General features: G+C 49.4%; 28 protein-coding genes. 9 read left to right on the forward strand and 19 right to left on the reverse strand.

From position 1 onward, the window contains the following. The first annotated feature begins 6 nt into the window (after positions 1–6). Complete coding sequence (locus AN963_RS13910) at positions 7–1,449, forward strand: M20 family metallopeptidase (RefSeq protein ID WP_055745167.1); 1,443 nt, start codon at positions 7–9, stop codon at positions 1,447–1,449. Positions 1,450–1,512: 63 nt separating this feature from the next. Here AN963_RS13910 and AN963_RS13915 read toward each other — a convergent pair whose 3' ends face one another. The 4 genes from AN963_RS13915 to AN963_RS13930 form a co-directional block, all read right to left on the reverse strand. After that, positions 1,513–2,319, reverse strand: a complete 807-nt coding sequence (locus AN963_RS13915; protein WP_055745168.1) for a metallophosphoesterase — start codon at positions 2,317–2,319, stop codon at positions 1,513–1,515. Between the two features lie 19 nt (positions 2,320–2,338). After that, positions 2,339–3,826, reverse strand: a complete 1,488-nt coding sequence (locus AN963_RS13920) for a DUF4153 domain-containing protein (RefSeq protein ID WP_055745169.1) — start codon at positions 3,824–3,826, stop codon at positions 2,339–2,341. A gap of 154 nt (positions 3,827–3,980) precedes the next feature. Then, positions 3,981–4,340, reverse strand: coding sequence for an iron-sulfur cluster insertion protein ErpA (gene erpA / locus AN963_RS13925; RefSeq protein WP_055745170.1), 360 nt, complete (start codon positions 4,338–4,340; stop codon positions 3,981–3,983). A 151-nt stretch (positions 4,341–4,491) separates the two neighbouring features. Then, positions 4,492–4,713, reverse strand: a complete 222-nt coding sequence (locus tag AN963_RS13930; protein ID WP_055745171.1) for an aspartyl-phosphate phosphatase Spo0E family protein — start codon at positions 4,711–4,713, stop codon at positions 4,492–4,494. A gap of 412 nt (positions 4,714–5,125) precedes the next feature. Between AN963_RS13930 and mqnE the strand changes: the two genes are divergently transcribed. Continuing rightward, the gene (gene mqnE / locus AN963_RS13935; protein ID WP_055746300.1) at positions 5,126–6,229 is read left to right on the forward strand and encodes an aminofutalosine synthase MqnE; all 1,104 of its coding nucleotides are present in this window, start codon (positions 5,126–5,128) and stop codon (positions 6,227–6,229) included. Between the two features lie 164 nt (positions 6,230–6,393). Here the strand turns inward: mqnE and AN963_RS13940 are convergent, their stop codons facing one another. Further along, the gene (locus AN963_RS13940) at positions 6,394–6,657 is read right to left on the reverse strand and encodes a DUF1450 domain-containing protein (RefSeq protein ID WP_055745172.1); all 264 of its coding nucleotides are present in this window, start codon (positions 6,655–6,657) and stop codon (positions 6,394–6,396) included. Between the two features lie 173 nt (positions 6,658–6,830). On the opposite strand from AN963_RS13940, the gene AN963_RS13945 reads away from it, so the two are divergent. Next, on the forward strand, positions 6,831–7,898 hold the full coding sequence (locus tag AN963_RS13945) for an NAD(P)/FAD-dependent oxidoreductase (RefSeq protein WP_055745173.1): 1,068 nt from the start codon (positions 6,831–6,833) through the stop codon (positions 7,896–7,898). Positions 7,899–8,054: 156 nt separating this feature from the next. On the opposite strand, the gene AN963_RS13950 is transcribed toward AN963_RS13945, so the two are convergent. The 5 genes from AN963_RS13950 to cysK form a co-directional block, all read right to left on the reverse strand. Then, a complete protein-coding gene (locus AN963_RS13950; RefSeq protein WP_055745174.1) occupies positions 8,055–8,396 on the reverse strand; it encodes a hypothetical protein in 342 nt (113 codons plus the stop codon). 126 nt (positions 8,397–8,522) lie between these two features. Then, a complete protein-coding gene (locus AN963_RS13955) occupies positions 8,523–9,416 on the reverse strand; it encodes a hypothetical protein (protein ID WP_055745175.1) in 894 nt (297 codons plus the stop codon). 630 nt (positions 9,417–10,046) lie between these two features. Next, on the reverse strand, positions 10,047–10,385 hold the full coding sequence (locus tag AN963_RS13965; RefSeq protein WP_055745177.1) for a YuzD family protein: 339 nt from the start codon (positions 10,383–10,385) through the stop codon (positions 10,047–10,049). 36 nt (positions 10,386–10,421) lie between these two features. Further along, on the reverse strand, positions 10,422–11,555 hold the full coding sequence (locus AN963_RS13970) for a bifunctional cystathionine gamma-lyase/homocysteine desulfhydrase (RefSeq protein WP_055745178.1): 1,134 nt from the start codon (positions 11,553–11,555) through the stop codon (positions 10,422–10,424). Position 11,556: 1 nt separating this feature from the next. After that, positions 11,557–12,480 carry a cysteine synthase A gene (gene cysK / locus AN963_RS13975; RefSeq protein ID WP_055745179.1) on the reverse strand — a complete coding sequence of 308 codons (924 nt, stop codon included), beginning with the start codon at positions 12,478–12,480 and terminating at the stop codon, positions 11,557–11,559. Positions 12,481–12,667: 187 nt separating this feature from the next. Between cysK and AN963_RS13980 the strand changes: the two genes are divergently transcribed. Continuing rightward, positions 12,668–12,895 (forward strand): NifU family protein, encoded by a 228-nt coding sequence (locus tag AN963_RS13980; protein ID WP_049741606.1) that lies wholly within the window; start codon positions 12,668–12,670, stop codon positions 12,893–12,895. Positions 12,896–12,967: 72 nt separating this feature from the next. On the opposite strand, the gene AN963_RS13985 is transcribed toward AN963_RS13980, so the two are convergent. From AN963_RS13985 to AN963_RS13995, 3 genes are read right to left on the reverse strand one after another with little or no spacing between them, the layout of a single operon-like run. Further along, positions 12,968–13,888: an alpha/beta hydrolase gene (locus AN963_RS13985; protein WP_055745181.1), complete on the reverse strand. Its 921-nt coding sequence runs from the start codon at positions 13,886–13,888 to the stop codon at positions 12,968–12,970. Further along, complete coding sequence (locus AN963_RS13990; protein WP_055745182.1) at positions 13,885–14,844, reverse strand: 2-hydroxyacid dehydrogenase; 960 nt, start codon at positions 14,842–14,844, stop codon at positions 13,885–13,887. The genes AN963_RS13985 and AN963_RS13990 overlap by 4 nt, the downstream gene beginning before the upstream one ends. After that, positions 14,801–15,886, reverse strand: coding sequence for a hypothetical protein (locus tag AN963_RS13995; RefSeq protein ID WP_055745183.1), 1,086 nt, complete (start codon positions 15,884–15,886; stop codon positions 14,801–14,803). The genes AN963_RS13990 and AN963_RS13995 overlap by 44 nt, the downstream gene beginning before the upstream one ends. A gap of 119 nt (positions 15,887–16,005) precedes the next feature. Here AN963_RS13995 and AN963_RS14000 point away from each other — a divergent pair, with 119 nt between their 5' ends. Further along, complete coding sequence (locus AN963_RS14000) at positions 16,006–16,521, forward strand: phosphatidylglycerophosphatase A family protein (protein ID WP_055745184.1); 516 nt, start codon at positions 16,006–16,008, stop codon at positions 16,519–16,521. On the opposite strand, the gene AN963_RS14005 is transcribed toward AN963_RS14000, so the two are convergent. The 4 genes from AN963_RS14005 to AN963_RS14020 form a co-directional block, all read right to left on the reverse strand. Continuing rightward, positions 16,510–17,298 (reverse strand): TIGR01457 family HAD-type hydrolase, encoded by a 789-nt coding sequence (locus tag AN963_RS14005; protein WP_055745185.1) that lies wholly within the window; start codon positions 17,296–17,298, stop codon positions 16,510–16,512. The genes AN963_RS14000 and AN963_RS14005 overlap by 12 nt on opposite strands. Before the next feature lie 112 nt (positions 17,299–17,410). Further along, on the reverse strand, positions 17,411–18,040 hold the full coding sequence (locus AN963_RS14010; protein ID WP_055746301.1) for a helix-turn-helix transcriptional regulator: 630 nt from the start codon (positions 18,038–18,040) through the stop codon (positions 17,411–17,413). Positions 18,041–18,136: 96 nt separating this feature from the next. After that, positions 18,137–18,571, reverse strand: coding sequence for a DUF86 domain-containing protein (locus tag AN963_RS14015; RefSeq protein ID WP_055745186.1), 435 nt, complete (start codon positions 18,569–18,571; stop codon positions 18,137–18,139). 12 nt (positions 18,572–18,583) lie between these two features. Beyond that, positions 18,584–18,691: a hypothetical protein gene (locus AN963_RS14020; protein ID WP_049741614.1), complete on the reverse strand. Its 108-nt coding sequence runs from the start codon at positions 18,689–18,691 to the stop codon at positions 18,584–18,586. A gap of 120 nt (positions 18,692–18,811) precedes the next feature. Here AN963_RS14020 and glpX point away from each other — a divergent pair, with 120 nt between their 5' ends. From glpX to AN963_RS31710, 3 genes are all read left to right on the forward strand, one after another. Continuing rightward, complete coding sequence (gene glpX / locus AN963_RS14025; protein ID WP_055745187.1) at positions 18,812–19,786, forward strand: class II fructose-bisphosphatase; 975 nt, start codon at positions 18,812–18,814, stop codon at positions 19,784–19,786. Between the two features lie 10 nt (positions 19,787–19,796). Then, a complete protein-coding gene (locus AN963_RS14030) occupies positions 19,797–20,063 on the forward strand; it encodes a DUF3055 domain-containing protein (RefSeq protein ID WP_055745188.1) in 267 nt (88 codons plus the stop codon). 166 nt (positions 20,064–20,229) lie between these two features. After that, complete coding sequence (locus AN963_RS31710) at positions 20,230–20,547, forward strand: hypothetical protein (RefSeq protein ID WP_055745189.1); 318 nt, start codon at positions 20,230–20,232, stop codon at positions 20,545–20,547. 221 nt (positions 20,548–20,768) lie between these two features. On the opposite strand, the gene AN963_RS14040 is transcribed toward AN963_RS31710, so the two are convergent. Further along, positions 20,769–21,431 (reverse strand): YutD family protein, encoded by a 663-nt coding sequence (locus AN963_RS14040; RefSeq protein ID WP_055746302.1) that lies wholly within the window; start codon positions 21,429–21,431, stop codon positions 20,769–20,771. An 87-nt stretch (positions 21,432–21,518) separates the two neighbouring features. Here AN963_RS14040 and AN963_RS14045 point away from each other — a divergent pair, with 87 nt between their 5' ends. Then, positions 21,519–22,526 carry a YhcN/YlaJ family sporulation lipoprotein gene (locus AN963_RS14045; protein WP_055745190.1) on the forward strand — a complete coding sequence of 336 codons (1,008 nt, stop codon included), beginning with the start codon at positions 21,519–21,521 and terminating at the stop codon, positions 22,524–22,526. A gap of 150 nt (positions 22,527–22,676) precedes the next feature. Here the strand turns inward: AN963_RS14045 and lipA are convergent, their stop codons facing one another. Continuing rightward, positions 22,677–23,564 (reverse strand): lipoyl synthase, encoded by an 888-nt coding sequence (gene lipA, locus AN963_RS14050; protein WP_055745191.1) that lies wholly within the window; start codon positions 23,562–23,564, stop codon positions 22,677–22,679. Between the last annotated feature and the right edge of the window lie 16 nt (positions 23,565–23,580).

The raw sequence follows: 23,580 nt of genomic DNA on the forward strand, positions 1-23,580 counted from the left end.
TTCTACATGGTAAATCGCGACAGAATTTCAGAAATCATTGAACAAAAAAGTGAACTCCTTACACATGTAAGCGATCGTATCTGGGAGTTTGCCGAGACTCGCTTTGAGGAGGTCCGCTCTGCCGAACTGCTCTGCCAGACGCTCGAACAAGAGGGCTTTACGGTAGAGAAAGATCTCGCGGACATCCAAACAGCTTTTGTCGGCACCTACGGAAGTGGTGGTCCTGTCATTGCCATCCTCGGGGAATTCGACGCCCTCTCTGGTTTGAGCCAGGAACGCGGAAATCCCGTTCACAAGCCTATCCAAGCAGGTGGCAACGGACACGGATGTGGTCACAATCTATTGGGAACTGGCTCGCTGGCGGCTGCTATCGCCATCCGCTATTATATGGAAGAAAACCAGATCCAAGGTACGGTTCGCTACTACGGCTGCCCTGCGGAAGAAGGCGGATCCGGTAAAGCCTATATGGCCCGCGAAGGTCTGTTCGACGATGTAGACTTTGCCATCTGCTGGCATCCGCAAAATTTCAATGCGATCATGTCGATCAGCAGCCTGGCGAATTATCAGGTGTACTTCAAGTTCAAAGGCAAAGCTGCCCATGCTGCCGCCGCTCCCCATCTCGGACGGAGTGCACTGGATGCGGTCGAGCTGATGAATGTCGGTGTCAACTATTTGCGTGAGCACGTCATTCCAGAAGCACGCATGCATTATGCCATCACCAATACCGGTGGATTTTCTCCCAATGTCGTGCAGGCAGAAGCGGATGTCTTGTATTTGATCCGCGCTCCGCAAACCCAGCAGGTAGAAGAAATCTACCAGCGCGTCTGCAAAATCGCGCAAGGCGCTGCCATGATGACAGAGACAGAAGTCGAGATCATTTTTGACAAAGCGTGCTCCAATCTCATCCCGAACCAAGCACTGGAGCGTGTCATGTACGAAAACTTCCGCGAGCTCGGAGTCCCTTTGTTTGATGACGCGGAAAAAGAGTTCGCCCGTCAAATTCGCACGACCATCCCTGATGCAGACAAGAACAGCGAGCTGCAGATGCTCGCCAAACTAAAAGGTCCGGGCTCTAAAGACTTGTTGAATCAACTGAAGGAACAGGAGCTGTCGAGCTTCCTCCTTCCTCACATGCAAACCCCACGCCTGATGTCCGGTTCTACCGATGTCGGGGATGTCAGCTGGATCACACCAACGGTCCAATGCTCGACTACGTGCTTTGCTATGGGCACGCAGCTACATTCTTGGCAGGCCGTTTCCCAGGGTGGAATGTCTATCGGTCAGAAAGGAATGCTGCACGCCGGTAAGGTCATGGCCGCTACCGCTATCGACGTACTGCTACGCCCTGAAGTGATCGAAGAAGCCAAAGCCGAGCTGAAAGAACGCTTGGATGGGCACTCCTACGTCTGCCCCATTCCTGCAGAGATCAAGCCAGCTGCGCGCCGCTAATCATTTTTAAAGAAGAAAGCCCTCGAAGTTGCATCACGGCAACGACGAGGGCATTTTTCTGATTTAATGGTTGATCAAAAATACTGTGATTTCCGGAAAGCAATTCAGCCGCAAGGGAATCTTGGCTGTCCCGAGTCCCCTACTAATCGAAAAAAGACCGACAAGCTTGTCCTTTTTCTGCCCGATGTGAAAATCCTTGTACGCACCAAAGGTCCTCCCGAACAACCTGACCTGCCCGCCATGTGTATGACCCGTGAGCAAGAGATTGGCATGAATACCTTTTTCATGGATGAGCGAAATGATATTCGGTGAATGTGCGAGGAACACCGTCCAGTCTGCGTGCTCTACCTCCCTATGAGTATCATACTGTTCGTTGCCGTACGTGGAATTATCAAAGCCGTACACCCGTATCAGAGCCTCACCGATTTTTATGAGACTGTCTTCATTTTCCAGTACGGTCATCTGCGACTCCCACTGCTTTTTACAGGCGGCGATCTCACCAGTCGTATACAATCTCTTTTGCCAGCCCCGAATTTCCTCCCGCTCGTAATTGCCTGGTACAAAATAGATCCCATGCCTCGCTTCGATCTTGGCGATTTCCTCCATCAGCCGAGCTAGCTGGCCGCTATTTTGCACCAAATCGCCTGTCACACAAACGATATCCGGCTTCCAACGATTGAGGAGATGATGCAAGGAACCGTTGAGATAGCGGGTCCTCCCATGCAGATCAGTTATGTGGATCAAGGTCAATGGAGGCATTCGGGGCACTGTCAGATGAACGGATGAGGTCTGCACATACAGCGTTTGAAAGGTAAGAAAGTATCCCCCTGCAACTATACACAGGAGAAATAAGATGGTGATGCCAATCATTGGAGGAACGATCTCCCTTCTATTCCAAATAGCTTTTGGCCACGTATCTAGCTACATTAAACGACTGCCAGCTCCTCTCTTCCTGCAGATCTTCCGCCTTCTCCTGGAGATTGTACTGGAGTGTACTAGCCACTGCCTTATCATTCTTTAACGTCATGATCACCGGAATCGCATCATAGGAGAGCTCGGCTAAATACTCCATGTCAATTCGTCCGGTGTCGTGATAGCGCTGAATGTTGTTTTTCGCTATCAGCACATCCACATTGATGTAGTTCAAGACCACATACGCGACGATCCCCGCTACCCCGTAATATTTCATCAGGGAAAAGCCATTTCTCCAGATTTTCAGAAAAGCGATCACAAACAGCACTAACAAAAAGATCATGAAGGCATGCGCCAAAAACCTTGTATGGGTATAGCCGTACGCCTCTTCGTACAGAGACAAGCGGAAGTATGCGGAAATCAGCATACAGCTCGTACAGACAGTCAAAAGGCTGAGCATGACCTGAACGATTCTGTAGATCAGCTTCTGTGCCCTCGACGCGAGGTACATGAAGCTCACAAGCAAGATAAAATTGATGATCGTCACGGTGACCAGCTCATTAAACCCTTTTTTCGCGTACTCCGCGTATGTCATATCCTCTGGCAAGATTGCCTGTGCGCCACCGAACAAATACGAGATCTGAATGACTGTAAAGACGATATACACCACATTGATGATCGTCAGGATCGTTACCAGGATGATGCCGTCCCACGCGATCTTATTCTCCTCCGATTGTGCAGGTACCAGGACTGCCACCCCTTGCTGTCTTGGCCCCAAAATGGAGTACATATAGCCGAAGGTCACGAGCGCCACCAATCCGATCAGGAACAGGCGAAAGAGTGCCTCTGCCGAATTCCAGTCAAACAACATGCGCGGGATTTCCGCCAGAAAATGTCCGAATACCCCATCTGCCTGTGAGAGCAAGGACAGTACTACTAAAAGAATGGGCAGCGAGATCCCGATACCGGTCAGCACCTTCATTGCTACTCCGTATTTGGTACGATCCACTCTGTTCTTTATCCATTCACGAAGCAGAAGAAAAGGGATGCTCGTGTACTTGATCGTGTACAAAAGCACCGTCTCGATCATCTCACCCAAGAATCCGAGAGAAAACCAGCTCTGCTGATGCCTTTTTGTCAGTAGCATCGTTTGAGCGACCAAGAGAAACGGGACGATCACAAAATTCAGTAGATGGAAAAACGCATTGTCATACAGAAAAAAGGTCAACGCGAGCAGAAAAATCGGCAAGGTTAGCGACCATGCGTAGAACTGATCCCGCGAAAATGTCAGATGGATTCGTTGCTTGGCTTGCCAAAAGAACAAGGCGTATAGCCCAATCACAAACAACGGATAGGAGATGCCAAATGCCTTGCCATAGAACAAGTAATCACCTAAAATACCGATTGCTACGGAACCAATCAACAGCCATGGAAGGCTGCTCTGTCTTTGTGTCTCTAAAGCCACACGTTTCCACTCCTTGCCGCGTATTCGTCCTACAAATTGTAAATACGTGGAAAGACTATGGATCGATACAAAGAGTGGAAAATCACTTCCAAACAAAAAACCTCCCTGGCTCGATTCATGAGCCATAGAGGTCTACTTTAGATAATACGGTTGATTAGTCGTCACACTTCTCTGCCTTACCCGCTGCCAGCGCCGTCTTGAACGACGACCCACAGCCGCAGGAAGCAACTGCGTTCGGATTCTCGATGGAAAAGCCTCCGCCCATCATGGATTCCTTGAAGTCAATTTCGGTACCTTTAATGTATAGATAACTGTCTTTATCGACAACAATTTTGACACCATGCTGCTCGAAGACCTCGTCGCCTTCTTTCATTTCTTGATCCCAGCCCATACCGTAGGTGAAGCCACTGCAACCACCTGGTCTAACTCCGACCCGCAGGAACAGATTGGGTTTATCTTCTGCTGCCAGCATTTCCTTTACCTTCAGGCTGGCTTGCTCTGTCATTGTAATCATGCTTCTTTCCTCCTTTACAGGCTACTTCTTATTATTGCTTATCTCCAGTATACAAAACAATCGTGCTCTCTCACAAGGTTCCCCTGCACTTCTAAGGCCCATTCTGCAGATTACTTGTATCCAAAATGAAGAAAAGAAGGGTTTCCCCTTCTTATGCGAAATAGGCATGATTTTCAAGTAGATAAAAGCGATATGTTTTCTTGCTCGTTCCTACCTTAGACAGACCATGATCTATTTGGTTCAGTTCGTTGTGTAGTTGATCAATTTGTATACTATATTCTAGGACTTCTGGATGATCTAACCCAAACTCTAACCCCATATTTACCATACGCTGTCGAAGGAGTTCGATTTTTTCGAGTAAAACGTCCCGCATTTGAAGCTCCTCCTAATAGTAGATCAGGCTAACTACCTATATTTTACAAGATTACCTAAGATTTCGCAAACAAAATTTCCTACATTCCCCTACTACAGCGCAATATTTTGCCGAGAATTGTAATTTTTTTACAGTCGAGAGTTGGTGAACTTATGATATTGTTCCCTCCATCCAAGAGGTTTATAATATAGGTGCCTTGTTGCCCGATTTTTGCATTCTCTCGTCGATCGTTTAGGTCTCATTTTTACGCCTATCGCGACCGAAATGCAGCCGAATCTCCACTGAAGAAGCAGGGGGATCATCTTCATACATCAGAGACGACTCCAATCCCATGAACGTACACGATTGGGTAAAATTGGACGAACCTCACAAAAATTACACTTTATTTAATGAAAGAAAGGAAGTGTTTGGTATGGCGCTTGAAACCATTGCCATCCAAGACAAATCGCTCGCCGGTATCGCAGAAAAAGTACAGCACGGCGAACGCCTCACTTTGGAAGACGGTGTTACTCTTTTCAATTCCCACGATCTGTTGACGATCGGCCAGCTCGCGAACCTCGTGAATCAGCGGAAGAATGGCAACAATGTGTATTTTGTACAAAATATGTACATTAACCCGACAAACGTCTGTGAAGCCCATTGCAAATTCTGTGGCTTCCGTCGTGACAAGGATGAAGACGGAGCTTACACTATGAGCACCGAAGAGTTGCTACACTACGTAGAAACTCGCTTCCATCCTGGGATTCGCGAATTCCACATCGTAGGCGGACACAATCAGCACATGCCTTTCGAGTATTACATCGACACGCTGCGTACATTGAAAAAAGCGTATCCAGATGTAACCATCAAATCGTATACCGGTGCTGAAATCGAGTTCTTCTCCCGTATCTCTGGTCTTTCTATCGAAGGCGTGTTAAAAGAACTGATGAACGCTGGTCTGGAAAGCTTGACAGGCGGTGGTGCTGAAATCTTGACCGAGCGCTATCGGATGAAAATGAGCCCGGAGAAAGCAAGCACAGACATGTACCTGCAAGTACACCGTACCGCTCATCAATTGGGGCTGAAAACACACTCCACCATGCTCTACGGTTCGATCGAGACTTTGGAAGAGCGCGTGATCCACATGATGCGTCTGCGCGAGCTGCAGGATGAAACCAACGGGTTCCTGGTCTTTATTCCACTCGCTGTACAACCAATCAAAGCTAGTGCAGGTATCAAGCGCCGCAACTCCGCGATCGACGACTTGAAAACAATGGCGATCAGCCGTCTGATGATGGATAACTTCCAACACATCAAAGCGTACTTCATTAATATTGGTACGCAATTGACTCAGCTGTCATTGACGATGGGGATGTCCGATGCTCACGGTACACTCGTGGAAGAGCGCATCAGCCATGCTGCCGGTGCCCTGACTCAACAAGCTTTGACAGTCGATGAATTGGTTTGGCTGATCAAAGGTGCAGGCAAACGTGCTCTGGAACGCGACACCTTCTACAATGTCGTAAAAGAACATTAATTCCTTATCTCCATGTATAAATAAAAGAAGCTGGTGCCTCGACAAAGTGGCATCAGCTTCTTTCTATTTGGACAATCCGTAATGGTACGTATTGTAGACTGTTCATTAATGATATTTCCATGTTTTTGAATGGATCGGGTTGAACATAGTAAAGAGAAGCTGCTTTACAGAGGAAAGTCCAAGTTCATCATTTCGTCTTCCTCACGCAGCTTGTTCTTGATCTTCGTTAACAGCTCTTCGGCGGTCTCGGCTTGCACCAGATTGCCATTGACCAACGCAAACGGCTGCATATAACATTCGCCGCAATAACCCAAACAGCCATACTCCAGTACATCGACGTCCAGCTCCGGATCGTTTTCCAGCGCATCTACGACGGATTGGGTATAGGAAGAAACGTTGCTCGCACAAAATTCTACTAAAGGCTTCATCTATCTTCACCTACCGATAATTTCGACATCGTCACGTCCTTTATTGTACCGCGTCTGCTGTAAAAATCCAGCGGAGAAAACGGGAAAAAGATTCTGCTTGCATTTTTGGCGAAAGAGACTAAAAATAGAATGGGTGCTGTATAAAACGGACAGAAGAAAGGACTAGACCTTCTATGAAACGACTTGTGATCCTTGGTGGAGGATACGGGGGTCTTCGTATTATTGAGCGAGTCCTGTCCCCTGAATTACCAGACGACGTGTTTATTACCCTCGTAGACAGGATGCCGTTTCACGGCTTGAAAACAGAGTACTATGCTCTGGCTGCAGGGACAACACCGGAATCTCACTTGCGAGTCACTTTTCCCAATGATCCTCGCCTGACGATCAAATACGGGGAAATTTCCGGATTGGATATGGACGAGCAGGTAGTTAATTTTTCCAATGGGGACACCATTTCCTACGACTGGCTCGTAATTGGCTTGGGCTGTGAGGACCGTTACCACGATATCCCTGGTGCTGAGCAGTATACTTGCTCGATTCAATCCATGGGAGCGACCCGCAGCACTTATTCGGCCATTAATAATGTGAATCCGTACGGTACAGTTACTGTTGTGGGTGGAGGACTGAGTGGCGTAGAAATGGCTGCTGAGTTGCGTGAGAGTCGCCCAGACCTGAACGTACGCATTGTAGACCGCGGGCAAAGTATTCTAAGCCCATTCCCGAAAAAACTGCAGGAGTATGCTTCTCAATGGTTCATCGAGCATGAAGTACAGCTCGTCTCCATGGCTTGTGTAACCGGTATCGAGCCTGGTGTTGTGTACAACCACAACCAACCTGTGGAGAGCGATGTGATCGTATGGACGGCCGGTATCCAAGCGAACCGGATTGTGCGCTCACTACCGATCGAGACAGACAACATTGGACGCGCCAAATTGAATCAGTATCATCAAATCCCATCCCATCCGAACGTCTACGTCGTGGGTGACTGTGCGAGCACCATTATCGCACCAAGCGCTCAAACGGCTGAGATACAGGGCGAACAAATTGCCATGATGCTGAAGAAGGATATTAAAGGAGAGGACTATCCAACCTCCTTGCCAGCTCTCAAGCACAAAGGCTTCCTCGGTTCCCTCGGCAAAAAAGAAGGCTTTGCTAGCATGGGGAAAGTATCTCTGGTTGGTCAAATGGCTCGCGTCATCAAGAGCGGTCAGCTGTGGATGTACAAAAAGCATATGGGATAGTGAACCAAAACCTGTTGACCGTGGTCTAACAGGTTTTCTTTTTGTTCGAATCCTCTCCCCACAACCTTCCTTTCATTAGAAAAACTGGATAAGAATCTTATAAATTCTTATCTGTACAAAAAGAAGTGCCCTTCTCGATGGAAGGACACTTCTCAATCATCTCTTTTGGACTCGCACCACGGGTACCCTTTTCGTCTCGTAAGTGCCAGCCAGCACACGTTCATGAATGACATTTAGTTTGATCAGACTGGTGATTTTCCCGGTATCCGCTCTCGACAACAGTCGCCAGAGAGTAGGATCTGGCAATGCATTGTACAGCCGATCATCGTTGTACTCCCGACGCTCCTGATAGGAAATCGTCAGTTTGTAGGCCCCTTCCTCTAGGCTGTCCGTGTTTTGGCAGCTCTCCACCAGCTTGTTCCGCAAATCATTCAGCTCTTCCTCCACCCGTTTCTGTGTTTCCTTGAGTTCGTAATAACGGGCCAGATGCTCTTCCATCCGCTCGTCCTCCTTTGGGGTTGGTCGCACCCATGAAGTATATGAGTTGGAAGAGGGCTGTAGAACGCTGCCGAAACATGAAACCCCCGCTCCATTCCTTCCAGAGCGAGGGTTGATTTTCATGCTTTATTTCCCGATTTGGGTCTGAATCGCTTCACCTGGATGTTTGATCAGGAAGGTCGAGTACTCTACTTCCCACGGATTCCATTTTCCGTCTGCGCCAAAGCCCCAAACAGAGTTGATGTGGGAGACAGTGTCGGCGTTATTGATTCCTACGACGCGTTGTTCCCCCACCAGTTCAAACGTTCCGTTGCCATCCATGTCGATCGGAGTCAATGCACTGAACGGATAGGAATAGACAGACAAATCTTCTTTATTTGCTACCAGTTTCCCGGCTTGATCGTACAGTTTGGCAGCTACATACAGATCCTTGTTCGCACTGACATCAAAAGTGAGCGATTTGTCGAGATGCTTCCCTTTTCCTTCCACTTTAAAACCATCCACGAAAGTTCCTTCGTATTTGATTCCTTCGTTTTCATCTTCGCCAAAAATAACTTTGGATTGTTTGTCTGCAAATGTCGCAATAACGTGTTCGTAGATGCCTCCACTGCCGCCTGTTGCGGTTTTTACAAAGGCGTCTGCTACATGATCACCTGTGAAGTCAACGAGTGTCAAAGTCCCTTCATAACCGCCCAGATCGCCTAATTCTGTTTTGCTGTATGCTTTCGTTTTCCCATCTTGAACAACGATGTTCATGTTGGAAGCGAAAATGTCGTCTTGTTTTTCCTTGATGCCCAGCAAGTAGACAGTATCTGCTACCTTGTCTCCGGTCACATCTGTCGATTTTTGGTCGATGACATAATAGTTTTTATCCATTTTCAATTCAGAAGCTGCGGCAAAAGGTTTGCCTACTTCGGTTTCTGCATGAGCGACCTTTGTATGGGAAGCTGCGAGACCGGAACCTCCGATTACTCCAGCAAGCAGTAGAAATGTAACAGGCTTCATCCATTTTTTGTTCATTGCGTTTTCCCCCTAGTAGTTGGTTACATTCACAACTATAGGACGAATCCGGTGAAATATCGTTACAAATGATTTACAGAGGGATTACAAATTAGAAAAAGGCGGGAAAATTGAATGATTCTAACTGTAGTGGAGGAGAGGAAAAGGGAGAAAACGCTCCAGCTTCATAGGAACACCCATTTGGGGTCATCCCTGTCCGGCTCCAAAGATCTTCGCTTTTTCCCCTTTTTTCCTCGGCCAGCTTTGGCTCTCCCACTTGCCTTATTCTGCGGGCTTTCCAAGTAGTTTTTTTGAGAAAAATTCCACCCGGGAGAATGCCTACGAAGAACGAAAGCTTGGTTGTCCCTATCCCGTAGTTTTTGTGATACGTCCAACAAATTGGATGACCTCGTTCTTCTTTTGTTTCAACGCCCTTCGAAGCTCAAACGATAGACAGAATAAGCTTTTTCCTTGAATATCTTATTACCTGATAAGTAGAAACCACTACAGCTCGAAGGGGAAGCAGGTTTCCAGGCGGAGCGAAGATCGGAAACCTGCTTCCCCCCACCTCCGCTAAGTTGGTATCACCATACCTTTTCTGTTTCCAAAAAAAACGATCAGACGAATGCTTCGCCTGACCGTTTTCTATCATTACGATTCGCTGTCCACGAGATCAGCCAATGGCCTCAATCCCATGCTTTCCAGCTTGGCGTAAATGTCTTTGAGCTTCGGATTTCCCTCACCGACAATTTCCCCGGAAATTACGACAAGTGGATACCATAGATCTTCCTCAACAATCCGTTCCGCCCAGTTTTTGTCATCGTCTGTCTGAGACTGTTGAAAGTCACTGTACAGGATGCGGATACTGTCGCTTCCATATTTGCGGGAGAGCGCTGCTTGCAGCCATTCAGCTGTTTCCTTGGCAGACGGCAGATTGACGCAGCTCGCGCACAATTGCTCAGTCCCAAACACCTTGATTTCTACGCTCATGCTCCCGGCCTCCCCATGTGGACTGTTCTCTCAACCTTAGGAGAGTGCTTGTTCCAGATCCTCGATCAAATCTTCTACATCCTCAATACCTACGGAAATGCGTACCAAGCCCTCCGTAATGCCCAGCTCAGCGCGACGCTCAACCGGAATGGAAGCATGAGTCATGCGTGCTGGTACGCTGATCAGACTTTCGACGGCCCCCAGAGATTCCGCCAGTGTGTAGAGCTTCACTTTGGACAGTACTTGGTCTGCACGCTCTGCGCTTCCAACATCAAAGGAAATCATACCGCCAAAGCCGCGAGCTTGTTTTTGAATCAGCTCGTGACCTGGATGGCTGGACAAACCAGGGTAGATAACACGCTCGATGTCGCTGCGTTCTGCGAGCCATTTCGCGAGAGTGCGCGCATTTTGCTCATGCTCTTCCATACGGACACCCAGTGTTTTCATACCGCGCAGCAAAAGCCAGGAGTCTTGTGGACCGAGAATGCCTCCGATTGCATTTTGCACGAAATGCAGATCTTCGCCCAGCTGTTCATCTTTGGCAACAACCAAGCCTGCCACGACGTCACTATGTCCGCCCAGATATTTGGTCGCACTATGGAACACGATGTCGGCCCCCAGATCGAGCGGGTTTTGCCAATACGGAGTCATAAACGTATTGTCGACTACCAAGAGCAAGCCCTTTGCTTTTGCAATGCCAGACAATGCGCTGATATCATTTACTTTTAAGAGCGGATTAGTCGGAGTTTCCATAATGATTGCCTTCGTTTCGGGGCGCACGGCTGCCTCGACAGCTTGCAAATCATTGGTATCTACGTACGTAGCTTCCAGACCGAGACGAGAAAATACGCGGGTAATGACACGGTACGTACCGCCGTAAACGTCGTCACCCACTACGAGATGATCCCCTTTGTTGAACAGCGAAAGGATCGTGGACAGTGCTGCCATACCGGATCCAAATGCAAAGCCACGAGCGCCACCTTCGAGCTCAGCGATGTACGTCTCCAGAGCATGGCGAGTCGGATTACCTGTACGGGAATACTCAAATCCTTTGTGCTTGCCGATCGCTTCCTGTTTGTAGGTGCTCACTTGATAAATCGGAACAGATACAGCTCCTGTGTGTGGATCTCCCTCGATACCGCCATGGATCAAACGCGTCTTGATACGCATCTTAGATTCCTCCCTGATAGATTTTTTTGCTGAGATAGCGCTCGCTGCTGTCTGCAAACAGGATGACGATGTTGGTTCCTGGAGCGGCTTCCTTGGCTTCACGCAGGGCTGCTGCCATCGCTGCACCGGCGGAGCTTCCCACCAGCATCCCTTCCTTGGCAGCCAGCTGCTTCACCAGATCGAATGCTTCTGTATCCATAATCGTGTGAATCGCGTCGAAATAGCTCGTGTCCATGAAAGGCGGCAAAAACTCCATGCCAATTCCTTCTGTTTTGTGCGGACCAGGTTCTCCGCCATTCACGATCGACCCTTCTGGCTCCACAATCACGGTCTTGACCGAAGGATTTTGTTCTTTCAAATAGCGGGCGACCCCCATGAACGTTCCGCCGGAGCCTGCACCAGCAACAAAAACGTTCACCGCACCATCCATCTGTTTCCAGATTTCAGGCCCTGTGGTCTTGTAATGAGCGTCTGGATTTGCAGGATTTGCAAACTGCTGCGGTACAAAAGAGCCTGGGATCGAAGCTGCCAATTCCTGTGCCTTCGCGATCGCTCCCTTGATGCCTTGCTCCGTCGGCGTATTGACCACTTCTGCCCCGAGGGCGCGCATCAGCTCCTGTTTTTCCTCAGAGAACTTTTCAGGCACGCAAAAAATTACTTTATAACCTGTTCCTACAGCGGCCAACGCAACTCCGATTCCTGTATTCCCAGCCGTTGGTTCGATGATAGTCCCGCCTGGTTTCAGCTGTCCGTTTTCCTCTGCTGCGCGGATCAATTCCATGCCCAATCTGTCCTTGACGCTGCCGCCTGGATTGAAGTACTCCAGCTTGGCAAACAAGCGGACACCCTCTGGCAAATCAAATTGTGTAATTTCTACGATGGGCGTGTTGCCAATCAATTCTTTTACATTGCCAAATACATTCACGTAAATCTTACTCCTTATGTTGAAGTACTTGCCGTTTCATTATAACATGTGGCTTAGACAAAAAGTCCATGCAAGGTGCACATCGCAAACACCTTCTTTGGAAAGTGTCAACAGGGCATGTAAGCCATGGATTTCTCACTCGTCTATGATTATAATAAAGGTGAGGTTGGAAAGGAGTGAATGTTTCATGGATATAATGGATCAAGTACAAGAAGTTCTCGATAAACTGCGTCCGTACCTGCAACGTGACGGTGGCGACGTACAACTCGTTGATGTGGAAGAAGGTATTGTGAAGCTGCGTCTGATGGGTGCATGCGGAAGCTGCCCTTCCTCTACCATCACCCTGAAAGCGGGTATCGAGCGCGCCCTGGTCGAAGAAATTCCAGGCATCAAAGAAGTACAACAAGTATTCTAATCAGGGTACCGACATGAAAGCAGCTACAGGTGAGACGTAGCTGCTTTTTTTCATTCCCGCGAGTGGACACCCTTACTTTACGTTTCCCAACGCTTTTTCCAGAAAATTGATGACACGCTCAGCGTATTCGTCAGGGACCAACGCATAGCTACGAACATGACCGGCGTGCGGGACGAGCCAGATGGAAGCTTTTTTGTCTGAAACCAATGCCCGCAGCCGTTCGCTGTTGTCAAAAGGAATGGTGGAATCCCCTGTCCCATGGATAAAGAAGATCGGTTTCTTTGCCAGCTTCACGGCCAAATATGGCTTTACTTCACGCGGATTGGCTCCCAACAGAATCGGACACAGCGTCAAGATCAACCAGTTGAAGGGAAAACGGGGCAGGCCCGTCCATTGCGGCAAATTTTCTTGCAAGTATTCTCGTAGAGAGTAAAACGGAGAGTCTGCGACAATCGCCGCAATCCGCTCGTCCTTGCCCCCTACCAAGAGCGAGGTGGCCGCCCCCATGGAAAAACCGATTAGCCCCATCTCCTGCCCAGGACGAGTAGTGGCAACGAAGTCGATCGCCCCTAGTAAGTCATGCTGCTCACGAAGTCCGATCGTCGTCAAGGATGGGCTTGAATGGCCAGCATTGCGAAAATCAAACATCAGCACATCGTAGCCGCCTGCCAAAAGCTTTGCGGCCAATGATAAGGCTGGGAGATGCGGTTCCAGACGGTTTTGACTGTACCCATGGGCAAAAATAAGTGTGCGTCTGTGTGGATCATACCCATTTTGTTCCGCTGAGAAATACCAGCCTGAAAGTGAAATCGCTCCTTCTCGACTGGGAAAGCTGACTTCCTCTGTATGTTTGATGCCAAAATCAGCAGGGACCATGTCTACCGCCTTGCGTGCCGGATGGGTCAGCTTCCACGTGACGTGAAAGGCAATACCGGAAGCGCAGAGTACAAACAACACCAAGAGTCCTGCAACACTCAGAAGGAAGGTGCTCATAACGCCGTCAGTGGCCTTTGGCCTTCCAATACAGCTACGATATTCGCTGCTGCCAGTCTCGCCATTTCCCCTCTTGTCTGCTCAGTGGCACTACCGATATGAGGCAATGCCACTACGTTCGGTAAAGATAGCAATGGATGATCCTGAGGAACCGGCTCTTGCTGGAAAACATCCAGACCCGCCGCCCAGATCTGCTTCTTTACCAGAGCCTGATAAAGTGCTGCCTCATCCACCGTGCCCCCTCGAGACACATTGATAAAGACAGAGGTGGGCTTCATCCAGGAAAATTCCTGCTCACCCATCAGCAAACGGGTTTCAGCCGTCAAAGGGGTCAGCAGCAGCACGTAATCAGACTCACGTAGCAATGCTTCTAGAGTGGCCTGTTGTGCTCCCGTCTCAGCCTCTGCCTGTTGTTTGCGATTGCGGTTGTGATAAAGAATCCGCATACCAAATCCTTTGGCACGTCTGGCGACTGCTTCGCCAATTCTTCCCATGCCAATGATCCCCAGTGTGGCTCCGTATACATTTTGACCCGCCATCAGAGATGGACTCCACGACGTCCACTCCCCGTTCAACAAAAAACGATTTGCCTCTGTTAATCGCCTTCCTGTTGCCATCAGCAGTGCAAACGCCAAATCAGCTGTCGCTTCTGTCAATACATCAGGCGTATTGGTGACCCAGATATCACGCTTCTTGCATGCAGCGAGGTCGATGTTATCGTAACCCACTGCCATATTTGCCACGATCCGCAATTGCTTTGCCCGACTCAGCAATTCCTCGTCTATTCGTTCTGTCAGCATCGTCAAAATCGCGTCTGCCTGCTCCACCTTTTCCAACAAGAGCTCTCGGGGAATTGGCTCATCCTGCACCCAAACTTCTACATCTGCCACTGTCTTCAAGAGAGAAATGGCTTCATTCGCTACTTGCCTCGTCACTAACACCTTTGGCTTCTTCATCTTCCGGCCTCCACAACCAATCAATTTGTGGAATGGACGCGCCGTACCGCTGTGCGACCAGATGTGGATACTGACGGAGTGCCTCTTCCATACGCGCCAGCTCGTCTTCCAGCTGGGAATGCCATAGTTCTCCGTTTACTTCCAGCTTTTCTTCATAAGGAAGCTCTTGGTACGCCTCCACCAGCTTGAGAAATCTTCCTGGATAGAGCATTAGCCCGTAGACGACCGCATATTCGTCAGGCAAGAGCGGTGATACGCTGTTGTAGCCATCGAGAAAGCTTGCCGCTTTTTCATTCTGCCATCCGCTGCGCTTCGTTTCCGCCTTCAGCCATTGACCAATGTCACGAGCTCGCATGTCGAGCACCCAGTTCCATTCTCCAGCCACCAGTCGTGCATCCTTCTCATTCCATAGCATATACCCTTGATCAAAATTTTGGTAGGCAACTTTGCCATACTTGGCGGTTTCCTTTACGACCTTGTCGTACCCGGACGCGAGCAAATAGTGAACGGCGATTTCACCCAGCTGGTGCACGTACGTAAAGCTGGTCAGCAAAAACTCATCCATGGAAGTTAGTTCGCCTTCCAGCTCATCCAGCTCATCCCGGAATTCATTGTAATGACGCAGTTTCCGTCTCCACATGCTGGGCCAGCTACCCAAAGAACTGTATGGGATGAACAATTTGTCGCCTTTGAACGAGCTAGTGGCCAGATGGAACTTCGCCAATGACTGACCGATCGTAAAGTAAGGATCCTCTGGCGTTCTTTCTCGTACTCCCCTGTACAAGTAATACAGCTGTTCATCCGAGACGATATGTCCCAGACCCCCGACTGTTTTTACCAGCTTGAGCATCCCGATGTCCTGCTGCTCATTTACATGCTTTCGAACTCGGTCGATAAACTTGCTCTTATATTTATATCCTTCCGGTGCTGCGAACAGGTAAAACAATCCTTTATCCGTCTTCAGTACCTTGCTCGCCCCATTCGAGCGAACATCTTCCAGGACAAACCCGTATTCCTCTTGCAATAAGTCTTTGTCTTCCATCGATTTTCACTCTCCTTGCAGACCTTCACATGGCGCATAATATGTAGAAGCATCGGGATAGGTGCCTATCTCGTTGCAGATACTAGTCGCACGGTTGGGAGCATAAGGAGGGAATACGCATGAGCGAGCATCCACTTAATAGTGATTCGTGTCTGGAGGTCGTGATTGATCTGTTGGGGAAACGTGGTGTCAGTCTGGATGACATCGCTGAGATCGTGAAGTTCCTGCAAATCAACTACGTTCCTGATCTGACAAAGGAAATGTGTCTGGAGAGTGTAGGGGCAGTGTTGAAAAAGAGGGAAGTGCAAAATGCACTCTTAACTGGCATTCAGCTGGATATATTAGCGGAAGAAAACAAGCTGCTGCAGCCTCTTCAATCCATCATTGAGGCAGATGAACCTCTGTACGGCGTGGATGAAGTACTGGCGCTCGCCATCGTCAATCTATATGGCAGCATCGGGTTTACGAACTTTGGTTATGTAGACAAATTGAAGCATGGAAAATTAGAATTTCTCAATGACCGCCGAAACGGTGTACACACATTCCTCGATGATCTGGTGGGGGCGATTGCTGCTGCTGCCTCGAGCCGAATCGCCCACCGCCAAAAACAACAAGAAGAATGCCTAGAGGGTTAACTTCTTCATCCAATCCGTCAAATCCTCGGCAATATGCGTAGGGCGGGCAGGATGTACAGCTGCTTCCTCTCGGTTCGAGTACCCCGTCAGCACGAGCATACTGTCCAGCCCACTATTGGCACCCGCTTCAATATCGGTATAGAGATTGTCTCCGACGATCAGGGTCTCTTCCGCACGGATACCGAGAATATCCAGCGCATAATTGACGATAATGGACTGCGGCTTCCCGATCACGATTGGTTTTGTCGCAGCTGCCACTGAGACAGCAGCTACGAGGGAACCATTCCCCGGGTACAAGCCTATTTCAGTCGGCAAGGCAGCATCCGTGTTGGTCGCGAGCAAGACTGCACCAGCGCGTACAGCACGAGCGGCTGTCGCCAGCTTTTCATAGGTGAATTCACGATCGATCCCTACCACGACATACGCTGGCGAGTCTTCCGTGATCTCGAAACTGCTCACGGTCAATTGTTCACGCAAGCCTTGCTCGCCGATCATATAAACTTTCGTTCCTGCAGACGCACGTTCTTTCAGGTATGTGGCTGTTGCCATACTGGAGGTGTATACGTCTGCAGGCTTCGCATCGATTCCCATTGCACATAGCCGGTCTGCTACATGCTCCGGAGATGCAGACGAATTATTCGTCAAATACAGGTAGGGAATTCGCTGTTCCTTTAGATAGGAGATAAATGCTGCTGCCCCGGGAATGGCTTCTCCTCCCCGGTAAATCGTGCCATCCAAATCAAGCAAATAGCCTTTGTACGCTGTCGCCGTCGTCATCCTATCGGTCCCCTTTGTTAATCATGTCGTTTGCCGTAGCACTGATTTGTCCGTTCAAACAAAAATCCACCCGCCATGGAGTGGATTTTTTATCGATTCGTAGCCATAAGCGTTAGCGTCCTTGCTTCACTTCAAACACGCATTTATCTCCGCCTTTTGCCATACAGGAAGTCTGTTCCACATTGGCATCTAGCACGCGTCGGAACAAGGACAGCTCACAGTTACAAGCCTGGTTGAATTCGCGGGCAACTTGCGAGATCGGACAGTTAAACTCTTGAATACGGTAGTTTTCTGTTTCCGGATCCTTTTCCCATTCCACCATGTACCCTTTATCGTTTTGCAGCTCAGCAAGCTTGGCTACTCTCTCTTCCAGGTCGCCTTGCATGTGAGTGCGATAGGTTTCTTCGAGACGGTTCTCCCGACGGCGAAACAGCATCTCTACTTTACCGATGCCGTCCATATCCTTTAGGTCTTGCAGAAAATCTAACGTCAAATGAGAATAATTGCGCGGAAACAGTTCGTCTGCCTCCTGCGACAAGGAATATACATTGGTTGGACGTCCCATCGCTTGCCGAACAAGCGTAGACTTGATCAAGTTGTCCCTCTCGAGGGTATTCAGATGGCGTCTTACAGCCATTTCTGTAATTCCCAGCTCTACAGCCATGTCACTAACTGACAGTGAGCCTTTCACCTTGAGCATGTGGAGAATTTGGTCACGGGTGGACGTTCCTTCGTTTGTCATACGTATCACCGCCCTTTCTCCTAATTGTAGCGGATTAGGTGGCTTTAGTAAACTAATGAAAGTGTTTTGTATAAAAAATCCGCTGGAGCCATCTTTTTAAAAGAGTTCTTTGTCCAAAAAGGCACGCACAGCCGGATCGAACTCGCGTAGCGCAGATCCTGCTTCTACAACTAATGCAAACATCTCGGCGCTCGGTACACTGGTGTACTCATTGACCAAATGCTTGCGGAATTCGGTGACACGAGTCAAGATGATGGCCTGATCCCCCGTAATGACTTGCTCATCACGCAAAATTTCCACGATATCACTGTAGCTGCCTGGATCACGCATGATAAAGCCGTCGATCAAGGCATTTCCTACGTCAACAATCCCCTCGATGGACAAGTGCAGGGCCCGCTCCATCGCTGCAACAGCCACTTCGTCCGCCAAAACCGCTTCCGCTCCCCGTTCCTTTAGCTTGTCTAACAAGTCAAGCATGGAAGACATATATGCCAAAACTTGGTCGATTCGTTTCGTATTCACATCGTACATGGATAATTCTCCTTATTTTCGCTTTTTTGCTTTGCGCTTTGCGTAGTATATCGTAAACACAAAAGTAAGCACCAGGACGAGAAGCACCAATTCCCCTTCCTGCAAATAGGAATTGTTCACGGGTTTCACCTCTTTTCATCCATCAGTATACCAAATTTGTGCGGGCAAACGCGACAGCTTGTACTTTATGATACAATGGTGGGGTGAATTTTTACCGGCATAAGGGAGGAACACACAACAATGGAACGCGAACTGGCACTGGAAATCGTGCGTGTAACGGAAATGGCTGCTCTCGCCTCCTCTCACTGGATGGGAAGAGGGAAAAAGAACGAGGCTGATGGAGCAGCAACCAGCGCCATGCGCGCCATGTTTGACACGATCAACATGCGGGGAACCGTCGTCATCGGCGAAGGTGAGCTGGACGAAGCCCCTATGCTCTACATCGGTGAAAAGCTAGGAAATCCGGACGCAGGCGGGCCAGAAGTCGACGTCGCTGTCGATCCCTTGGAAGGAACTACAATCGTTGCCAAAGGCCATAACAACGCCATGTCGGTTATTGCGATTGGCGACCGAGGAACCTTGTTGCATGCGCCTGACATGTACATGATGAAAATGGCAGTCGGAAAACGTGCGGCAGGGAAAATCAACCTTTACGATCCTGTGGATAAAATGATAGAGATCGTAGCAGAAGCAAACAACAAGCGGATTTCTGACGTAACTGTGATCATTCAGGAACGCGAGCGTCATCAGGCCATTATCGATGCGGTCCGTGAAAAAGGCGCGCGTGTGAAGCTATTTGGTGACGGTGACGTCGGTGCCGCGATTGCGGCCTGCTTGCCGCATACTGGGATTGACCTTTTCCTCGGCATCGGCGGAGCACCCGAGGGCGTCATCAGTGCTGCTGCGATCAAATGTCTGGGTGGCGACATGCAAGCTCAGCTCAAGCCTCAAAACGATGCAGAACGGGAACGCTGCATCAAGATGGGCCTCTCCAATCCGGAGCAGTTGCTCACCCTAAATGATATGGTCAAAGGCGAAGATGCCATTTTTTCAGCCACTGGCGTCTCGGATGGCGAATTGCTGCAAGGTGTCCGCTATCTCGGAGACGACATGGTGGAGACTCATTCGATCGTCATGCGTGCCCAGACCAAAACCATTCGCTTTGTTCGAGCCTTGCACAATGTAGAACACAAACCTAATCTCTTATGGAAGTAGAGGGAAACTCATGTCTGATTTGTTTTACCTGTACGATGATGTCGAGGAAACCAAGACGCGATTCGTCAGCTTTATGGCGGAAGCCACTCGCTTTGATCTCGCTATCACGACTTCGAACCGTTTTTACGGAAAAAAACTGGTGATCAATATTCAAAACGGTCGTTCGGCGATCATCGGCAAGGATGACTTGGAGGAAGAAGGCTACCTGGAATTCGCATACAACCTGAACGAGCAGGAAGCAGAAGAGTTGAAATCATTTTTGGAAACCGTTATTTAATCATTGTGAAGTGACGGAAGGAGGGGCTCTACTGCGCCCTTCCTTTTTTGATTTTGCACCCCTCATGGACGTTTGCCCATTTCCTACCGGACAATGCTCCAGACGGGCGAATGCCTCGTATACTGCTACTGCACAGGCAGACAACGAGAGGAGTGCAATTCGCAAGATGCAACCAAATCAATATGAATATGACCAACAACTACAACAACAACAGAATTACTTACCTGAACAGGGATATCAAATGATTCCTGAAGACCATGCTCATCCCGTCTTTTTCGGTGGAAGACGACGCCCTGACGTATCCTTCATCGTGCCCATCCAACCGTTTCCGCCTTCTTGGGGATGGAACCCCTGGAATCCTTGGTGCCCTTGGACCCCCTGGAATCCCTGGGGAAGCTGGGGCGGTGGCGGCGGATGGGGCGGTGGCGGCGGATGGGGCGGTGGTGGCGGATGGGGCGGTGGTGGCGGATGGGGCGGTTGGTAAGCCTGCCCTTCTCTAACAAATAATTAGCTACGACAACCTCATTCCATAAAAAAGGCATTCAAACGCCAATCCGGCTTGAATGCCTTTTTTATGATCAATGCAACATGAAAGAGAAAGGCGGCAAATGGTTCGCTCCTGCAAATTTTTAAGCCATAGCACTTCTCCAAAACAAAACGAGCCAAAAAAGGCTCGTTTATTATCCTTTGTATGATTCGATCTGCTTAGGAATCCCGTTTGGGCGGGTTGGATCCTGTTGGCACCTTATCGCGCTCTCGGTTCGGTCTCATTTGATTGGGACGACGATCTTTCCCCTGGTCCCTGCCGTTTTTATCTGACTTATCCTTGGAGAACTTGGGCTTGTCAGCTCGATCATTACGTCCTGAGGAGCGTTCAGTAGATGGACCGTTGTTGCGATCCGTCCGTTCCTGTTTGTTCTGGCGCGGATGGAACCTACGGCGCTCTTTACGTTCACCGTAAGAATTGGCATTGTCTTCGCGGTTACTATCCTGCCGTAAATCAATCACCACATCGATTCCCGCATCATCCTGACTTTGGCTATCCTCTGGGCCCAGATATGATTTTACTTTGCGCAAAACGAAATACGGGCACCCAAAGTTGCAGAATTCATGCAGATACTCATCCAAAGCGGCGATTCGCTGCTCAAACGGCACTTTACGGTTGAGGTCTGTATAAAATCCCCGTAGACGAAGCTGTCCATATCCCCAGTCCCCTACGATATAGTCGTATTTGTCCAGGATATCGCTGTAGCGCTCTTTGAAAGCTTCCGGGTTCCAGCCATCGCGATTTTCTTCCATGACTTCATAAGTACCGGCTTGCGTGCGAATCAAGTCCGCTTCCTCCTTACACACGTATACTACGTCCATCTTACCATAATTCATGCAGCAAGAGATAATTTTCCCACGAAAACAGCAGATGACTGATGGACATTCTATCGTGTAGGGGGTGTTTCATTGAAAAAGACATGGTTGTATCCAGCTATCGCAAGTATTGCTCTGTTGGCTTCTGCCTGCTCGAACAACGCTGCACCTAACTACACGACGCCAAACCGCACGACGACGAATCAAGTTGCTCCTCACGTGACCAACTTCGACGGTCTGCATACACGCTCCTATGATGGTATGCGTGCACGCGACTTCGACGGTATTCATGTCCGTAATTACGACGGCGTGCATACACGTGACATTGACGGAATCCATACCCGTAGCCATACCGGTTATGGAATGGGCAATGTAGCCCCTGGCCCAACCGCTGGAACTAACGCTTACACCCATGGAGTCCGTCCTTACACCGCGTTTCCTGATGGAAATGTAGGGATGAACGGCATTACCGGTACCGCTGGCACCAGAGGCATTACTGGTACCGCTGGCATCAGAGGCATTACTGGTGCAGGTACAGGGGCGGGCACTGGAATGACAGGAACAGGTACCCACCATTCCATCTACCAAAAGCATGCTTGGAATCGTGCCGGAGCTGGTGTCATGGCAACTGGCATGCCACGCATGGGGTACGTCCAAACGGACCGCCAGCATATGCGTACGGCTAGCGCACACAACGTCTATGTCGACCGTGATGCATTGGCGCAAGCGGTAGGAAATGTAACCGCAAGCTGCCCTGGGGTACAGCGCTCGACTGTATTGGTCACCGATAAAGAAATCTTTGTCGGTTTGCACCACAAAGGCGGGGACGCGCGTACAGTGAAAAACCAAGCGCGGATGAATGCCATGTCGGTATCCCCTCGCTACTACAAGGTGTACGTGACCGACAACCAGAATGACATCCAGGAAATCGCTCGTGTCGCTGCACGTTCCAGCAATCTGCACACTGCGCGAGCAGAAGATACTACCAGCATTAACACGCTGATCAAGCGAATGGGTGGTACGACTGTCGCTGAGCAAATGCGTGCCAAAGAAACGAGTACGAGCAAGACAAAAAGCCATATGGGGACAACCAGCCGTTAACCAATAGGCTTCGCTGCGCACCATATAGCAACACCCTCCTGTGTGCTGATCCGGCCGCAGGAGGGTGTTTTTGATGTGTATCGATTATTGCGCAGGCGATTACTACGCCTTGGCGATTACTGCGCCTTGGCGATTACTGCGCCTTGGCGATTACTGCGCCTTGGCTATCGTTTCTTTTGCTGCGCTTGCCTGTTCATGAGCATGGTAGGAGCTGCGAACCAAAGGTCCTGCTTCCACATGGCTAAAGCCGCGCTTCATGCCTTCTTCTTTTAATCGCGCAAACTCATCTGGATGGTAGTAATTTTCTACGTTCAGATGTTTTTTCGTCGGTTGCAGATACTGTCCGATCGTCATGATGTTGACGTCTACGGAGCGAAGATCATCCATCGTCTCGATGATTTCCTCGATCGTCTCACCTACACCGATCATCAAGCTGGACTTCGTCGGAATAGTCGGCTGGAATTCTTTCGCTTTTTTCAGTAATTCCAACGTCCGGTCGTATTTCGCGCGAGCACGAACCCGATCCGACATGCGACGAACCGCTTCGATATTGTGGTTCAAAACATCCGGTTTCGCATCCATCACGACTTTCAGCGCATCCCAGTTCCCCATAAAGTCAGGAATGAGCACTTCCACCGAAGCAAATGGCAATCGACGGCGGATCGCCTTGATCGTCTCTGCGAAGATCTGGGCACCACCATCAGCCAAATCATCTCTGGCTACCGAGGTCACGACGACGTGCTTCAGACGCATTTGCTCTGCTGCTTCCGCCACGCGCTCTGGTTCGGCTACATCCAGTTCAGTCGGCAGTCCTGTCTTCACGGCACAGAAACGACAAGCTCGGGTACATATATCACCCAAAATCATGAAGGTTGCTGTCCCGCTCGCCCAGCACTCATGTATGTTAGGGCATTTCGCTTCTTCACAAACGGTATGTAGCGTCTTGCTACGCATGGTTTGCTTGAGTTCCTTAAAGCTGGCTAGTTCGGATCCTGAAACAAGGTTGATCTTGAGCCACTCCGGCTTTCGTTGCGTCATAGGGCTCACTCCTCAT

The organism is Brevibacillus choshinensis (assembly GCF_001420695.1).
GTDB classification, from domain to species: Bacteria; Bacillota; Bacilli; order Brevibacillales; family Brevibacillaceae; genus Brevibacillus; species Brevibacillus choshinensis.

Coding starts and splice junctions, on each gene's coding strand:
- AN963_RS14005 (WP_055745185.1), bottom strand. CDS start 17,298: ATGACGACGGCGACAGCGTACAAAGGCTATTTGCTTGATTTGGATGGC.
- AN963_RS14010 (WP_055746301.1), bottom strand. CDS start 18,040: ATGACAAACGAAGGAACGTCCACCCGTGACCAAATTCTCCACATGCTC.
- AN963_RS13915 (WP_055745168.1), bottom strand. CDS start 2,319: ATGATTGGCATCACCATCTTATTTCTCCTGTGTATAGTTGCAGGGGGA.
- AN963_RS13990 (WP_055745182.1), bottom strand. CDS start 14,844: ATGAAGAAGCCAAAGGTGTTAGTGACGAGGCAAGTAGCGAATGAAGCC.
- AN963_RS13980 (WP_049741606.1), top strand. CDS start 12,668: ATGGATATAATGGATCAAGTACAAGAAGTTCTCGATAAACTGCGTCCG.
- AN963_RS14040 (WP_055746302.1), bottom strand. CDS start 21,431: ATGGACGTAGTATACGTGTGTAAGGAGGAAGCGGACTTGATTCGCACG.
- AN963_RS13970 (WP_055745178.1), bottom strand. CDS start 11,555: ATGCGTATCAAGACGCGTTTGATCCATGGCGGTATCGAGGGAGATCCA.
- mqnE (WP_055746300.1), top strand. CDS start 5,126: ATGGCGCTTGAAACCATTGCCATCCAAGACAAATCGCTCGCCGGTATC.
- AN963_RS13965 (WP_055745177.1), bottom strand. CDS start 10,385: ATGAGCGTAGAAATCAAGGTGTTTGGGACTGAGCAATTGTGCGCGAGC.
- AN963_RS13910 (WP_055745167.1), top strand. CDS start 7: ATGGTAAATCGCGACAGAATTTCAGAAATCATTGAACAAAAAAGTGAA.
- AN963_RS14015 (WP_055745186.1), bottom strand. CDS start 18,571: ATGTACGATGTGAATACGAAACGAATCGACCAAGTTTTGGCATATATG.
- AN963_RS13955 (WP_055745175.1), bottom strand. CDS start 9,416: ATGAACAAAAAATGGATGAAGCCTGTTACATTTCTACTGCTTGCTGGA.
- AN963_RS13930 (WP_055745171.1), bottom strand. CDS start 4,713: ATGCGGGACGTTTTACTCGAAAAAATCGAACTCCTTCGACAGCGTATG.
- AN963_RS13945 (WP_055745173.1), top strand. CDS start 6,831: ATGAAACGACTTGTGATCCTTGGTGGAGGATACGGGGGTCTTCGTATT.
- AN963_RS31710 (WP_055745189.1), top strand. CDS start 20,230: ATGCAACCAAATCAATATGAATATGACCAACAACTACAACAACAACAG.
- AN963_RS14030 (WP_055745188.1), top strand. CDS start 19,797: ATGTCTGATTTGTTTTACCTGTACGATGATGTCGAGGAAACCAAGACG.
- AN963_RS14000 (WP_055745184.1), top strand. CDS start 16,006: ATGAGCGAGCATCCACTTAATAGTGATTCGTGTCTGGAGGTCGTGATT.
- AN963_RS13950 (WP_055745174.1), bottom strand. CDS start 8,396: ATGGAAGAGCATCTGGCCCGTTATTACGAACTCAAGGAAACACAGAAA.
- AN963_RS13940 (WP_055745172.1), bottom strand. CDS start 6,657: ATGAAGCCTTTAGTAGAATTTTGTGCGAGCAACGTTTCTTCCTATACC.
- AN963_RS13995 (WP_055745183.1), bottom strand. CDS start 15,886: ATGGAAGACAAAGACTTATTGCAAGAGGAATACGGGTTTGTCCTGGAA.
- erpA (WP_055745170.1), bottom strand. CDS start 4,340: ATGATTACAATGACAGAGCAAGCCAGCCTGAAGGTAAAGGAAATGCTG.
- lipA (WP_055745191.1), bottom strand. CDS start 23,564: ATGACGCAACGAAAGCCGGAGTGGCTCAAGATCAACCTTGTTTCAGGA.
- glpX (WP_055745187.1), top strand. CDS start 18,812: ATGGAACGCGAACTGGCACTGGAAATCGTGCGTGTAACGGAAATGGCT.
- AN963_RS13985 (WP_055745181.1), bottom strand. CDS start 13,888: ATGAGCACCTTCCTTCTGAGTGTTGCAGGACTCTTGGTGTTGTTTGTA.